Below are 12,856 nucleotides of genomic sequence, written 5' to 3' on the forward strand. Positions count from 1 at the left end.
GAGCGCCGGGCCGACTACTTGTGCGACCCGTTGCCGAACAGGTAGACGCCGGTGCGGTAGCCGATGAAATTGTTGGCGATGAACAGCACGCCGGTGATGACGACGACCACCACCAGCGCGAAGATCGCCCAGCTGAGGCCGATCATGAGCCGCGCGCGACCCGAGTTCGACCGGCCGTCGGCCGTGGCGGTGATGTTGAGCCGCACGCCGAGGGCGAACAGGGTCGGCACCGCAGCGCCCAATACCAGGCCGAACAGCAGGATCTTGCCGACGGCCACGAGATTGATCCAGTGGTTCATGTGAATTCCCTACTTCGCCTCGACCGTGCCGGTCAGGCTGCCTTCCCAGGCGTCGTTGACGTTGTTGTGGTCGATCGGTGGCTTGCGCGACTTGATCCAGATGGGCACCGCCGACCCGACGAGCACGAGGAACCCGATGAGCGGGCCGAAGAATCCGCCGATTCCGTGCACCAGGTAGTAGGTCAGCGCGCCGACCAGGCCCGCGGCAGGCAGCGTGATCAGCCAGGCGGTGGCCATCTTGCCGGCGACGCTCCAGCGCACCTCGGTGCGTCTGCCGACGCCGCTGCCGAGGATCGATCCGGTGGCGACGTGCGTGGTCGACAGGGAGTAGCCGAAATGGCTCGACAGGAGAATCGTTGCAGCCGAAGAGCATTCGGCGGCCATGCCCTGCGCGGCCGCGGTATCGACCAGACCCTTGCCCAGGGTGCGGATGACGCGCCAACCGCCGGACAGCGTGCCAAGGGCGATCGCGATCGCGCATGCGACGACCACCCAGAACGGCGGCATCGTCGCGGCCTGGTCGACAGCGCCGTAGGAGATGAGGGCCAGGAAGATGATGCCCATCGTCTTCTGGGCGTCGTTGGTGCCGTGGGCGAGTGAGATCAGCGACGCCGACCCGATCTGGCCGTACCGGAACCCGGCGGTGGTGCGGTCCTCGGGCAGGCCGCGGATCATCCGGTAGACCAGCCAGCTGGCGATACCCGCCACGACACCCGCGATGAGCGGGGACAGCACGGCAGGCACGATGACCGTCGACACCAGTCCGCGCCAGATCACGCCGTGCCCGCCGACCGCGGAGATCATGGCGCCGACGATGCCGCCGATGAGGGCGTGCGACGAGCTCGATGGGATGCCCAACAGCCAGGTGAACAAGTTCCAGACGATCCCGCCGACCAGGCCCGCGAACACCAGCTCCAGGCTGACGAGATGGGCGTCGACCAGGCCTTTCGCGATCGTCGCGGCCACCGCGGTGGACAGGAACGCGCCGACGAGATTGAGCACCGCCGAGAGCCCGACAGCAGTCCGTGGCTTCAGTGCCCCGCTGGCGATCGACGTCGCCATCGCATTGCCGGTGTCATGAAATCCGTTGGTGAAATCGAATATCAGGGCCGTGATCACCACGATGCAAAGCAGGAGGAACTGTAAAGACACGGTGAACAATTGTGGAACAACAATGGTGTGAAAGCCTAATTAGCTGGCCGAGGGCTGCATCACCATCGCACTCGGCGGAGTCTGACTGGCTTTCGCTCAGGACTTGCGGCCAGCCGCCAGGTAGACGATGGGCACCACACCCGGGCTGCTGAGAAGTCCGAGCGCAGCACCCCACGCCCACTTGGGGCCGTTGACATGGGTGGCGTCGCGGCCTGCCAGGTCGCGCAAGGCCCAGGCCCGTAGGCCGGCGTCCACCGCGGCGATCCCGACGATGGCCACCTTGGCGGTCGGGGACAGGTCGTTCCAGCGCTTCTTGGCCACTGCAGGCATCCTTTCGGCGGGACGTGTGATCGCCCTCCAGCGTACGGCTAGACCGAGACAGGCTGGCGCTCATCACGATTGGCTCCGGTGCTGCGCACTTCACCGGTCAGCAGCGCCAGCGCCACCACGGCGAGCGCGGCACCGATCCATGCCACGGCGGGGTACCCGAGGCCTGCGCTGATCGCGATGCCGCCGAGCCATGGCCCGGCACTGATGCCAAAGTTGAACGCGGAGACGTTGCCCGCCATCGACAGCGTCGGTGCTGCCGGTGCGATGCCGACCACCCGCGAGTTGAGCACCGGATTGGTGCCGAAACCGGCAATACCGAGGACGAATACACCGACGACCACCGGGGCGACGTGGGATGCCGTCACCGCGATGAAGACCGAGGCGATGAGGAGTCCGGTGAACCCGGCGGCGAGTACCCCGAGCGGTCGGCGGTCGGCGATCCTGCCGCCGACGACGATGCCGATCACCGATCCGACGCCGTAGGTCAGCAGCACGAAGGGCACCCACTGTGGGTCCAGTCCGGTGGTGCTGGTCAACATCGCGGCGAGATAGGAGAAGGTCCCCAGCAGCGCAGCGGTCGACACCGCCGTCATGCTGTAGGACAGCCAGAGCCTGGGTGTCGCAAGCCCGCGGATCTCCGACGATGCGCGGGCGGGCGCCTCAGGTCGCCTGTCGTGTACCCCGAACAGGATCGCCACGCCTGCCGCGACACTCAGTGCGGTGATCGCCCAGAAGGTTCCGCGCCAGCCCAGATGCTCGCCGATCCAGGTGCCTGTCGGCAGCCCGATCACCATGGCCACGGTCAGCCCGCCGGCCACGATGCTCATCGCCCGACCACGCAAATCCGGGGCAACCACGGCCATGGCGGCGCTGCTGCCGACGGCCCAGAACCCGGCGTAGACGAACGCTGCCACGAAGCGGGTGGTGAACAGGATGGCGTAGTCACTCGTCAGCGCACCGACGATATGGGCGCCGATGAACACCGCGAGGAAGGCCAGCATCGTGAGCCTGCGCGGCAACCGCAGCGTCGCGATCGCGAGCACCGGAGCGCCGACGAGCATCCCGAGCGCAAATCCCGAGATGAGCAGGCCTGCCTGCGGAATGCTCACCGACAGGTCTGCTGCGAGCCCCGGTAGCAGGCCGGCGAGGACGAGTTCGCTTGTGCCCTGGGCGAAGATGGCGAATCCGATCAACCAGACTGCGGCAGGCATCAGAGCATCGACCCGCCGGTCGCATCGATCCACTGGCCGGTGACCCATCGCGCATCGTCGGAGGCGAGGAACGCCACGATGTCGGCGATTTCCGCCGGCTGAGCGACCCGGTTGAACGGCGACTGTGCCGCTACGGCGGCGCGGCCCTCGGGGGTGGCCAACCGCGCGGCGTTCATGTCGGTGTCGACGCTGCCCGGCCCGACTGCATTGACCGTGATACCCCGGGGCGCAAGATCTTTGGCCAACGTGGCGGTGAAGGCGTCGATCGCGGCCTTCGACATCGCGTACGTCAGCAGTTCGGGGATCCGCATCCCGTGGGTGAACCGGGTGGAGAGATTGACGATTCGTCCGCCGTCGTGCAGTCGAGTCAAGCCGTGTTGCACGACGAATACCGGCGCTGTGGTGTTGACGGCGAACACATTCTCGTATTCCTCGCGGGTGAGGTCGGTGAAAGAGGTGCGGGTGCCGAGGATTCCTGCATTGTTGACCAAGATGTCGACGCCGTCGGCGTGCTCGTCGAATGCTGTCCACAATCGCTGCGCATCACCGGGTTCGCCGAGTTTCGCGCCGAACGAGAACGCTGATCCTCCGGTCTCGCGGATCTGGTGGACGGTCTGCTCGGCGGCATCTGCGCCGGTGCCGAAATGTACGCCGATCCGGGCCCCGTCGGCGGCAAGACGCTGAGCGATCGCGCGTCCGATCCCGCGGCCGCCCCCGGTCACGACTGCCGTCTTTCCTGTCAGCGTTGACATGCTCATCCTTTCTTTAGTGGACGTTACATAAATCGACGCTAGCACATTTTGAAACGATCGCTATAAAATGAGTGGATGACGACGACACGCGGGCGTCCGCGATCATTCGATCGGGACATGCTGCTGGATAAAGCGATCCGGATGTTCTGGACCAATGGTTACGAGGCCACGTCGGTGCGTGATCTGACCTGTGAGCTGGGCATCGCGGCGCCCAGCCTCTACAACACGTTCGGTGGCAAGCAGCAGCTGTTCGCCGAGGCTGTCGAGGTATACGACCGCGTGTACGGCGGATTCATCGACGCTGCCCTCGCTGAAGAGCCGACCGCGCGGCTCGCTGCGGTGCGCATCTTCACCGAAGCGCCCGCACGGTACACCCGTCGCGGCCTTCCCACGGGCTGTCTGGTGGTCAGCGGGGATGCGGGCACCCCTGATCCCGCGGTGCGGCGAGCCATGCGCAGCATCCGTGAACGTAAGGTCGCGCAGTTCGCCGACAAGGTCCGTGCCGACATCGATGCCGGCCGGATTGCCGCCGACGTGAATCCAGAGGCCCTCGGCCGCTACGTGATGGCGGTGCTCAGCGGTATCGCCCAACAGGCCAGGGACGGCGTATCTCGCGCAAAGCTCGATCAGCTCGCCGCGGTCGCCGTCGACCTCACCGTCACGTCGCCGGCGCCTGAGCGGTAATCCGGTAGGCGCTTGCCAGGATGAGGACGCACCCGATGGCCTGCCATACCGAAGGCACCTGCCCGAGGCATATGGCGGCCAGCAGGAGCGCGCCGACCGGTGTCAAAAGCAACAGAGCAGAACTGACTTCGACCCGCAGCAGCGGACTGCTCAGCGCGACGAGCAGCCAGCCCAGAACCTGGCCGCAGATCGCAGTAAGCGCAAGCCAGCCCGCAGGCCCCCAGCCCGGTGTCAGGGCGACGCCACCCCACCACAGGGCGCCACCGGCCAGGGCGGCGCACGCTGCCGACCCGATGATCGTCACGTACGACTGGACCGGGGGTTGGTCCGGGCCGCCGCGGCGGAGCAGGAACAGGAACGCCGAGTAGCACAGCGCGGCCAACGTGGAATGTATCGTCCCGGCGACGGGCGCCGTCCCCGCCACACCGGATTCGAAGACGCCGCCGGTGAGCACTGTGCCCAGCACGATGACCGGCAACAGTGCGACAAACCGAGCGCTCAGCGGCTCCCGGTCGATCAACCGGGCCAGCAGCGGCACCATCACCACCTGGGTGTTGACCAGCACGGCAGACAACCCCACGCCCACCTCGTAGATCGCCTGCGTCCACAACAGTGCGTCCGCGGCGAACAGAACTCCCGCGGCGGCCGCCCAGCCATGCTGACGAGTGGTAGGTGCTCCGCGGTGGCGTCGTTCGGCGATCGCGAGCGGCACCAGCAGCGGGAGGGCGAACGCGCAGCGGAAGAACGACGCGGTGCCCGGCGAGGTGCTCGACAGTGCCACGAACAAGCCCGACGTCGACACCCCGAGCGCACCTGCGGCCGCGACCGGCACCGGCCGCTGCGCGATCGCAGTGAATCCACGGACGACGTTGAGCATCACCGCCCGATGGTAGAAACGGGCAGGCGCTCCGCGCATCGCAATTACGCGGACCATCCGACCAAGCCGCGATGAGGTGCGCGGATTCGATTGGCGCACGGCAAAATTGCGAGTCATCGAATAATCGGTAGCGATCCCATGTTTGCCCGCGTAGCGTTCTGCGGGCCGGTGATGTGAGCCGGACGTCGATCGATTACCACTTCGGATGGAGATGTCGCGGGTTCGAATCCCGCCCGCCCCACTAGGGGCGGTAGCTCAGTCTGGGTAGAGCGCTTTATATCGGTTGACCCCTCACACGCCCACATCCGCTGGCGCACAACTTCATTGCCGCGGGCCGGAAGTCGGTCGGTTATCTGGCGTATTTCAAAGGTTCGAGTCCTTGCACAGCAGTTTCGGCTGCTGTGTATCCGGTCGGCGCCTCACACGCTCGCGGCTCCATGTCCGGCACGCAACACTGAAAGGAGTAGCCCCATGGACATTCTCAGGACGATCAACCTGCGCTGGACGCCACAGTCGCGCGCAGCGAAGGCCGAGCAGCTGCTGAATGCCGCTGGCGGCTACACCTTTTCGGTCGACGACTGGGCGCGGGTGCACCGCTTCCTGACGCTGGGCACCGACGGCGGAACGTACTACACCCGTAGCGACGAGCTCACCCGTGATAACGCCGAGGTGGTGTTGCGGGCCGCCGCAACCGATCCGGTCGGGCTGGTGAACCGCATCGTGGCGGTGTCGGAAGCGGGGCGGGCGCCCAAGGTCAACCCTGCGCTGTTCGCCCTGGCCATCGCGGCATCGGCTGATGACGTCGAGGGCAGGCGCGCCGCGTTGGCGGCACTGCCGCGTGTGGCGCGCACCGGAACTCAGCTGTTTCTGTTCGCCGGGTACGTCGAGCAGTTCCGCGGTTGGGGTCCGACGCTGCGTCGCGCGGTCGCTCAGTGGTACACCGAGCGGCCCGTCGATCAGCTGGCCTACCAGCTGGTGAAGTACCGCAGGCGCGGCGGGTGGAGTCACCGTGACCTGTTGCGGCTGGCAAGCCCGTCGGGCACCGTCGACCCGGCTCGCCGGATGGCGTTCAACTGGGCCGTCGGCAAGGGCCTGGGTGATTACGCCGAGGCCGTCGTACCGCTGACCGACGAGCAGCTCAAGGCCGGGCAGCGCAACGCTGTCCGCCCCGCGCTGCACGCCGATGTGGTGCCCGAGGAGCTGGCCATCATCGCCGACTTCGAGGACGCGCAGGCCGCGACGACTCCGTCGGGGTGGGTCGAGATCATCGATCGGGGTAACGGTCTGTCGTGGGAGATGCTGCCCGACGCGGCGCTGGCGGAGCCGGCGGTGTGGGAGGCGCTCATCGCACGTGGGATGCCGCAGACGGCGCTGATGCGCCAGCTGCCGCGGCTGACCCGGCTGGGGCTGTTGGCCGGCACCGTCGGTGAGACGGTGGCGACGCAGCTCGCCGACGCCGGTCGGCTGGCGCGGGCGCGGGTTCACCCGGTGAATGTTCTTGTGGCACAGCGTACTTACGCGTCGGGTCACGGGGACCGTGGTCAGAGCACATGGACGCCTGTCGGACGCATCAGCGATGCGCTCGACGCGGCGTTCTACGCGGCCTACGGGGCGGTGCAGCCGGCGAACAAGCGGACGCTGCTGGCACTGGACATCTCAGGCTCGATGACGATGCCGGTGTCGGGTCTGCCGGTGACGTGCCGGGAAGCGTCGTCCGCGCTGGCGATGGTCACCGCGGCAACCGAGCCGCAGCACCGGATCATCGGGTTCACCGCGGGCAGCCGCGGATACCCGGACACTGCGGTCACCGAGCTGGATATCGGCCCGCGTCGTCGCCTCGACGACGTGTGCCGGTACACCGAAGGGCTGCCGATGGGTGCCACGGACTGCGCACTGCCGATGGTCTGGGCAACCAAGCACCGGGTGGAGGTGGACACGTTCCACATCTACACCGACAACGAAACCTGGTACGGGAACATCCATCCGCACCAGGCGCTGGAGCAGTATCGCCGTCGGATGGGCATCGATGCGCGCCTGGTGGTCGTCGCCATGACGGCCACCCGCAACTCGATCGCCGATCCGAGCGACCCGCGTCAGCTCGACATCTCCGGGTTCGACTCGGCGGTGCCGACGCTGCTGGCGGACTTCTCCCGCGGCGACGTCTAGGGAAATGCAGTCGGGGGTGGCGGTTTTCGACCGCCACCCCCGATCTGTCGTCGGCTCAGCGCTTCGGGATCTCCACACCGAGCAGCTTGAGCGCATCCTTGATCCGCTTGTCGGCCCGGTCGATGGCCGTGCTGAGCCGCTGCAAGTCGGCCGGGGTGCTGTCCGGAGTCAAGGCCTCACACATGGTGGCCACCTCGCGGTAGCCGTCGATACCGTCGCGCAACGCGGCGTTGACGTTGGGGTCGGGCCCAGGGAGGACATCGCGTTCCATCGTGTCGAGGTAGGTGCCCAGGTCTCGGCAGCTCGACTGCAGGGCCGGATAGTCGTCACCGGTCATCGCGTCGCCCACCGGTCCCAGCGCGGTGCCCAGCCGGACCACTGCGTCGATGACGGCATTGCGCCATTCGTCGTCGACAGGCCCCATCGTGGGCGTACCTGCCGTCACCGTCGTGCACCCGGTCAGCAGGGCCAGCGCGGCCAAGACCGCGCAGAGAAGCCTCATACCTGCTCACTTTAGGGCCGTGGTGCGAAGGACCATTGCGTCGTCGTCCGTTCGACGGACAATTTTGCCGCGCGGACGACGTACCGGGCGTGCAACGCTGAACGATGCGGGGCCTGGCCGCGTTTTCCTGCGGGGTTCGGTGTGCCGGGCCCGGCGCACGGTGAGAGGATGCGTCGAGCAACCCGTCGCATGGGAGAAAGGTCCGCCGGTGTCCGAGTGGGGATGGGCCGTCGAGCTCAACGACGCTAACCCCGACCCCCGGGTTGCGTGCGTCGTGCTGGCCGATGTGTCGGGCTCGATGCAGGGCGAGCCCATCGAGGCACTGGAGCGGGGCTTTGCCGCGTTCACGCACTACCTGCACAACGAGACCCTGGCCAGCAAACGCGTCGAGGTCGCGGTGGTGACGTTCGGGACGGTGGCGACCGTCCTGGTGCCGATGCAGGAAGCGCGGACGTTGCAGCCCGTGCCGTTCACCGCTTCGGGGACGACGAACATGGGCGCCGGCATCAACCTGGCTCTCGACATCATCGAGGACCGCAAGCACGCCTACAAGGTCGCTGGGCTGCAGTACTACCGGCCGTGGATCCTCGTGCTCACCGACGGCAAACCGAACCTCGACGGTTTCGACGCCGCGGTCGCCCGGCTCAACGCCGCCGAATCGGCCAGGGGCGTCACCGTATTCGCCGTGGGCGCCGGTCCGCGCGTCGACTATCAACAGCTGAGCCGTCTTTCGGTGCAGCGCAGCCCCGCCCCGTTGGAGGGGTTGAAATACGCGGAGTTGTTCGAATGGTTGTCGGCCTCGTTGAGCAACGTGTCGAATTCCTCGGAGTTCGGCCGCAACGATGATGCGTTGGGCGCTATGAGCGACCGGATTCCGTTGCCTTCGGTCAGTGGGTGGACGAGCGCATGACGGCTGTCCGCTCCAGTGAGCGGATGACCGGTTGCGGGTGGTCGGCCTGCGGCGCCTCGGTGACGGGGTCGATGCACCGGCAGCGCGGTCTCGGCTGCGACGATGCCTACAGTTACGGCGTCACAGGGGATTTCGTCGTCGCAGCGGTCGCAGACGGGGCCGGCTCGGTGAGCGGCACGTCGGCGTGGGGCGCATATGTTGCGTGCCAGAGCGTCCTGGGCGATGCGCTGCAGCCTGCGTTCATCGATAGCTATCGTAAGGCGACGGCCGAGCATGCCGAGAGACTGCTCCGGTGGTTGTTCGACGGTGCGCTGCAACGGGTTCAGCGCCACGCGCACACCGCGGGCCTCGATGTATCGCTGCTGTCCACGACATTGTGTGTGGCGGTGGCCAATTGGGATATGGCCGTGTTCGGTCAGGTGGGTGACGGCGTGATCGCCGTGGAGAACGACGAGCAGATCGAGTCGCTGCTGATCGAGCGCAAGGACGAGTACGCCAACACCACATCGTTCATCCAGTCCGACCATGCGCTGGACGAGTCGTTGCGCACCGCCGTGTGCACCGATGTGACTGCGTTTGCGCTCAGCACCGACGGAATGAGCTACAAGATCACCGACATCGCCACCGGCGACGCCTACGAGCCGTTCTTCCGGGGCTGCTGGCAGCATCTGCGATCGGGCGCGGGCAGCACGAGTTTCGCGGCGATGCTGGCGGGCATCGAAGACGATCAGACCGGCGACGACAAGACGATGGTGCTGGCGGCACTGCGCGATACCGGCGACCGTGCCGGCAAGACCGTCACCGAATCGAGCCCACCGCCGCAGGCAGGCACGCCGAACCACATCGACAGTGGGCGACGGACAGATCCACTCCCGGCGGCCGGGACCGACGCCCCGACCGAGCCCTTCTCGACCAAACCGGCGCAGCGACACTGGTGGGGAAGGCGGCAGCGGCGATGACGAATCCAGCAGGCGTCCGGCTGGCGACCGGAGAGCCCATCACGCTGACGCCGGTGCTGGCACGGGCCGGTGAAGGCACCGTGTACGGGATTGCGCAACGGCCGGATTGGGCCGCCAAGGTATTCCATCCTGACCTCAAAGGTCTGCCGTCCAAGCTCGACAAGGTGGCGGCGATGGTCCAAGGCGCCCCGCCGGGTGCGGTGCAGCCCAACGGAATTGTCGTGTTGACCTGGCCGTCGCAGGTACTCGTCGACGATCACGGACCGGTCGGCTTCGTCATGCCGCGGATCGACACCACCACCGCTGTGGAAATCCACACCATGAGTAACCCGACCAACCGCGAGGATCCGCTGCCGTCGGCCCCGCAGTGGACCAGGAAGGTCTCGTGGGGACATCTGGTGAACACTGCGGCCAACCTGTGCCTGGCGGTGCAGGTGGTACACCGCGTCGACGCGGTCATCGGCGATTTTCAGGAGCGCAACATCCTGGTCTCCGACACCACCGAGGTCACCTTGGTGGACTGCGATTCGATGCAGTTCACCGACCAGTCGGGACGCCGGTTTCTCTGCGCGGTAGGGCGGCCCGAGTTCACCGCTCCCGAATTGGCGGGTGTCGACCTACGCGCCTGCCCTCGGGGTAAACCGTCGGATCTGTTCGCGTTGGCCGTACATATCCACCAACTGCTGATGGCTGGCAATCACCCGTTCATGCGGGGCATTTGGACTGCCGGCGGCGAGCAACCAGACGCCCTGAGCCTGGCCCGGTCGGGCAGCTGGGCCGGCGGGCCCGGGTCTGCACTGCGGACGCATCCCCTGGCTCCGCCGGTGACGTTCCTGCCCAACGAGATTCAACGATTGTTCGTGCGGGCCTTCACCGACGGGGCGCACAACCCGCACGCCCGGCCCAGCGCCGAGGAATGGCGTGGCGCGCTGCTGAGGATGCAGGTCGACGTGTGCCCCCGTGGGACACATCAGATTCCGGTCGGCGCCCCGACGTGTCCGTGGTGCGCGATCGACGAGGAACGGCGGGCCCGTCAGCAGGGCAAGCAGGGTTCGCGGCCCGCACCGCCGCCCCCCGCCAGACCCGCCGCGCGTAAGCCCGCTGGCACGCCGACCGGCGGCCTGAAAACCACGTGGGCACAGCTGCCGCAGAGCAGCAAGCTCATCCTCATCGGATTGGCCACCATGGTCACCATCGTCGTCGTTCTCACGTGCTTCATTGTGTGGGCGATACTCAGTGGCACTTCCACGTTCGGGTTGTAGGCGTGGTGACGAGGTTCAATCCACCGCCGGGCTGGCCGGTAGCACCGGAATGGTCGCCGACGCCGGACTGGCAGCCTGATCCGCAGTGGCCCCCAGCGCCGCAGGGATGGCAGTTCTGGCTGGACGATCGTTCTGACACCGCAACAGATGAAGACGGCACCGGACATCCAGCGGAACCCGGTTCCCGGCTGAGCCGACACCGGGTACTGGTCGTCGCGACCGCCGGCTCGCTGGTGGTAGTTGCCATCGTGGCAGCGATTGTTGCTGTGGTACTGCCTGTTTCACACGACGGGCATGCGATCCACGAACTGCCGGTGACCGATGGGCCGCCGTCCGGAACTGTCCGTCCCGACTGGCCGTCCCCGCAAGCTGCTCACGTCGACTTCCGCGCTTGGACAGCGTTCGGTGGGATCGATGCTCAATTCGGTGACGACGGCCGCTCGGTCGTCCTCGACACACACGACACCACCGACACCTGGCGGACCAAGTGGTCGGGACTGGCCCAACCGGGGCCTGCCCGATGCGATCTGCGAATGACGGGTCGAGTCCGCGACATATCGCACAGTGACGGCGTCGCGGGCGGATTCGGAATCGGGCTGGCCACACTGGCGCCGGGCGACCCCACCACGGCAGCTCTCGACGGCACGGCCATCCAATTCGACTTCGGCCAGCAGGGTTTCCGCACCGCCGACTACCCGAGCGACACTGACCACGGATTGCAGCCCGGCTGGCTTGATCATGATTGGCACGATATCGAGATCGCCATCGATGCCAATGCACATGCGCTGTCCGTGGACGGGCAGCAGGTGTCCAGTGTCGCAACCGGAGCGCGCTGCGGTAGCCCGGTGATCCGGGTGTGGGCCGGATCCGCGGAGTTCGCGGATTTCTCGTTCGTAGTCGACTGAGCGGGCGGCCGCTACGCGCGCCAGATCGACGGCGGTGCAGCAGGTTTGACCGGCTGTGAAGATTGAGGGCGCGGGGCTGGTGCTGCCGGGCGGTCCACCATCACCGGTCGCGGCTGCGGGGCGGGCCGCGGCGGAGCTGGTGGTTTCGGCAGGTCGGCGGGCACCGCGGGCGCACTGGGTGCGGCCGTCGGCGTGCCGAGCATCAGCTCCTGGATGAGTTGGCCTGCGGTAACCATGTCCTGGTATTCAGCCTTTTCGACATCCACGTGCAGCACAGAACCACCGTCATTGATGACCGTCAGGCCCAGGCTGCGAGCCATCCAGAGCTGAAAAGCCGCCACCCCCAGTAGCGCCAGACCGACCAGCAGCATCAGGCCCCCGATCAGGGACATGGTGAGCGAGGCGAGCCCAGACATCGCCATCATGCCGCCGACGCCACCGAACAGCAGGGCCTTGAACACGCGGCTGCGCGACAGCGTGCGGCCCACCGTCACCTTGCTGAGTTTGCGGATCGGGCAAGCTGATTCAGCGTGCCCGACGCGGATGAACGCGAGAATGTACTGCGGATAGCGCATCACGACGCGATCGTGGGTGACCACCACACCGGTCTTGATGTGACGCAGGATCGGTGACGCGGTGAAGTCCGCGGCGAACAACGACTGTTCGCCGGGGAGCAGCGCGATGTCCTGATGCTCGAAGTCCCCACTGGCCGCGGCGCCCGCGAGGGTCAGTACCGGCACTCCGGGCTGTCTGCTACCGAAATGCTCAGAAGCTTGGCGGCGGTAGGAGGCATGCGGATCGCTCGAACCGCCGGAGGCGTAATTGGTCACGGTTGACTCCGTTTTCG

Annotated in this window: 14 protein-coding genes; 6 read left to right on the forward strand and 8 right to left on the reverse strand. The window is 66.9% G+C overall.

The window, feature by feature from the left end:
* Window positions 1-14: 14 nt before the first annotated feature.
* From A5784_RS27175 to A5784_RS27195, 5 genes are all read right to left on the reverse strand, one after another.
* Complete coding sequence (locus tag A5784_RS27175) at window positions 15-299, reverse strand: hypothetical protein (RefSeq protein ID WP_064947972.1); 285 nt, start codon at window positions 297-299, stop codon at window positions 15-17.
* 9 nt (window positions 300-308) lie between these two features.
* The gene (locus tag A5784_RS27180) at window positions 309-1,451 is read right to left on the reverse strand and encodes an inorganic phosphate transporter (RefSeq protein WP_082945112.1); all 1,143 of its coding nucleotides are present in this window, start codon (window positions 1,449-1,451) and stop codon (window positions 309-311) included.
* Window positions 1,452-1,547: 96 nt separating this feature from the next.
* On the reverse strand, window positions 1,548-1,781 hold the full coding sequence (locus A5784_RS27185) for a hypothetical protein (RefSeq protein WP_064947973.1): 234 nt from the start codon (window positions 1,779-1,781) through the stop codon (window positions 1,548-1,550).
* Between the two features lie 38 nt (window positions 1,782-1,819).
* A complete protein-coding gene (locus A5784_RS27190; protein ID WP_064947974.1) occupies window positions 1,820-2,992 on the reverse strand; it encodes a Cmx/CmrA family chloramphenicol efflux MFS transporter in 1,173 nt (390 codons plus the stop codon).
* Window positions 2,992-3,744 carry an SDR family oxidoreductase gene (locus tag A5784_RS27195; RefSeq protein WP_064948056.1) on the reverse strand — a complete coding sequence of 251 codons (753 nt, stop codon included), beginning with the start codon at window positions 3,742-3,744 and terminating at the stop codon, window positions 2,992-2,994. The genes A5784_RS27190 and A5784_RS27195 overlap by 1 nt, the downstream gene beginning before the upstream one ends.
* A gap of 75 nt (window positions 3,745-3,819) precedes the next feature.
* Here A5784_RS27195 and A5784_RS27200 point away from each other — a divergent pair, with 75 nt between their 5' ends.
* On the forward strand, window positions 3,820-4,428 hold the full coding sequence (locus tag A5784_RS27200) for a TetR/AcrR family transcriptional regulator (protein ID WP_064947975.1): 609 nt from the start codon (window positions 3,820-3,822) through the stop codon (window positions 4,426-4,428).
* Here the strand turns inward: A5784_RS27200 and A5784_RS27205 are convergent.
* The gene (locus A5784_RS27205; protein WP_156750815.1) at window positions 4,403-5,305 is read right to left on the reverse strand and encodes a DMT family transporter; all 903 of its coding nucleotides are present in this window, start codon (window positions 5,303-5,305) and stop codon (window positions 4,403-4,405) included. The two genes, A5784_RS27200 and A5784_RS27205, sit on opposite strands and share 26 nt — an antisense overlap.
* A gap of 471 nt (window positions 5,306-5,776) precedes the next feature.
* On the opposite strand from A5784_RS27205, the gene A5784_RS27215 reads away from it, so the two are divergent.
* Entirely contained in the window at window positions 5,777-7,471 is a 1,695-nt protein-coding gene (locus A5784_RS27215) for a TROVE domain-containing protein (protein WP_064947976.1), read from the forward strand.
* A gap of 55 nt (window positions 7,472-7,526) precedes the next feature.
* Here the strand turns inward: A5784_RS27215 and A5784_RS27220 are convergent, their stop codons facing one another.
* Window positions 7,527-7,973, reverse strand: a complete 447-nt coding sequence (locus tag A5784_RS27220; RefSeq protein WP_064947977.1) for a hypothetical protein — start codon at window positions 7,971-7,973, stop codon at window positions 7,527-7,529.
* Window positions 7,974-8,181: 208 nt separating this feature from the next.
* On the opposite strand from A5784_RS27220, the gene A5784_RS27225 reads away from it, so the two are divergent.
* The 4 genes from A5784_RS27225 to A5784_RS27240 are packed head-to-tail and all read left to right on the forward strand — an operon-like array spanning window position 8,182 to window position 12,009.
* Window positions 8,182-8,883, forward strand: a complete 702-nt coding sequence (locus A5784_RS27225; RefSeq protein WP_232006258.1) for a vWA domain-containing protein — start codon at window positions 8,182-8,184, stop codon at window positions 8,881-8,883.
* On the forward strand, window positions 8,880-9,842 hold the full coding sequence (locus A5784_RS27230; RefSeq protein ID WP_232006259.1) for a PP2C family serine/threonine-protein phosphatase: 963 nt from the start codon (window positions 8,880-8,882) through the stop codon (window positions 9,840-9,842). The genes A5784_RS27225 and A5784_RS27230 overlap by 4 nt, the downstream gene beginning before the upstream one ends.
* Entirely contained in the window at window positions 9,839-11,104 is a 1,266-nt protein-coding gene (locus A5784_RS27235; protein ID WP_064948060.1) for a hypothetical protein, read from the forward strand. Before A5784_RS27230 ends, A5784_RS27235 begins: the two co-directional genes overlap by 4 nt.
* Before the next feature lie 5 nt (window positions 11,105-11,109).
* Window positions 11,110-12,009, forward strand: a complete 900-nt coding sequence (locus A5784_RS27240) for a hypothetical protein (protein WP_156750801.1) — start codon at window positions 11,110-11,112, stop codon at window positions 12,007-12,009.
* A gap of 11 nt (window positions 12,010-12,020) precedes the next feature.
* On the opposite strand, the gene A5784_RS27245 is transcribed toward A5784_RS27240, so the two are convergent.
* Window positions 12,021-12,839, reverse strand: a complete 819-nt coding sequence (locus A5784_RS27245) for a hypothetical protein (RefSeq protein WP_156750802.1) — start codon at window positions 12,837-12,839, stop codon at window positions 12,021-12,023.
* Window positions 12,840-12,856 lie beyond the last annotated feature (17 nt).

This window comes from Mycobacterium sp. 852013-50091_SCH5140682, assembly GCF_001665685.1.
GTDB lineage: Bacteria > Actinomycetota > Actinomycetes > Mycobacteriales > Mycobacteriaceae > Mycobacterium.

Bases quoted from the DNA above. Each gene is read 5' to 3' on its own strand.
- A5784_RS27185 (WP_064947973.1), bottom strand. From the start codon at position 1,781: ATGCCTGCAGTGGCCAAGAAGCGCTGGAACGACCTGTCCCCGACCGCC.
- A5784_RS27215 (WP_064947976.1), top strand. From the start codon at position 5,777: ATGGACATTCTCAGGACGATCAACCTGCGCTGGACGCCACAGTCGCGC.
- A5784_RS27175 (WP_064947972.1), bottom strand. From the start codon at position 299: ATGAACCACTGGATCAATCTCGTGGCCGTCGGCAAGATCCTGCTGTTC.
- A5784_RS27230 (WP_232006259.1), top strand. From the start codon at position 8,880: ATGACGGCTGTCCGCTCCAGTGAGCGGATGACCGGTTGCGGGTGGTCG.
- A5784_RS27195 (WP_064948056.1), bottom strand. From the start codon at position 3,744: ATGTCAACGCTGACAGGAAAGACGGCAGTCGTGACCGGGGGCGGCCGC.
- A5784_RS27200 (WP_064947975.1), top strand. From the start codon at position 3,820: ATGACGACGACACGCGGGCGTCCGCGATCATTCGATCGGGACATGCTG.
- A5784_RS27190 (WP_064947974.1), bottom strand. From the start codon at position 2,992: ATGCCTGCCGCAGTCTGGTTGATCGGATTCGCCATCTTCGCCCAGGGC.
- A5784_RS27220 (WP_064947977.1), bottom strand. From the start codon at position 7,973: ATGAGGCTTCTCTGCGCGGTCTTGGCCGCGCTGGCCCTGCTGACCGGG.
- A5784_RS27235 (WP_064948060.1), top strand. From the start codon at position 9,839: ATGACGAATCCAGCAGGCGTCCGGCTGGCGACCGGAGAGCCCATCACG.
- A5784_RS27205 (WP_156750815.1), bottom strand. From the start codon at position 5,305: ATGCTCAACGTCGTCCGTGGATTCACTGCGATCGCGCAGCGGCCGGTG.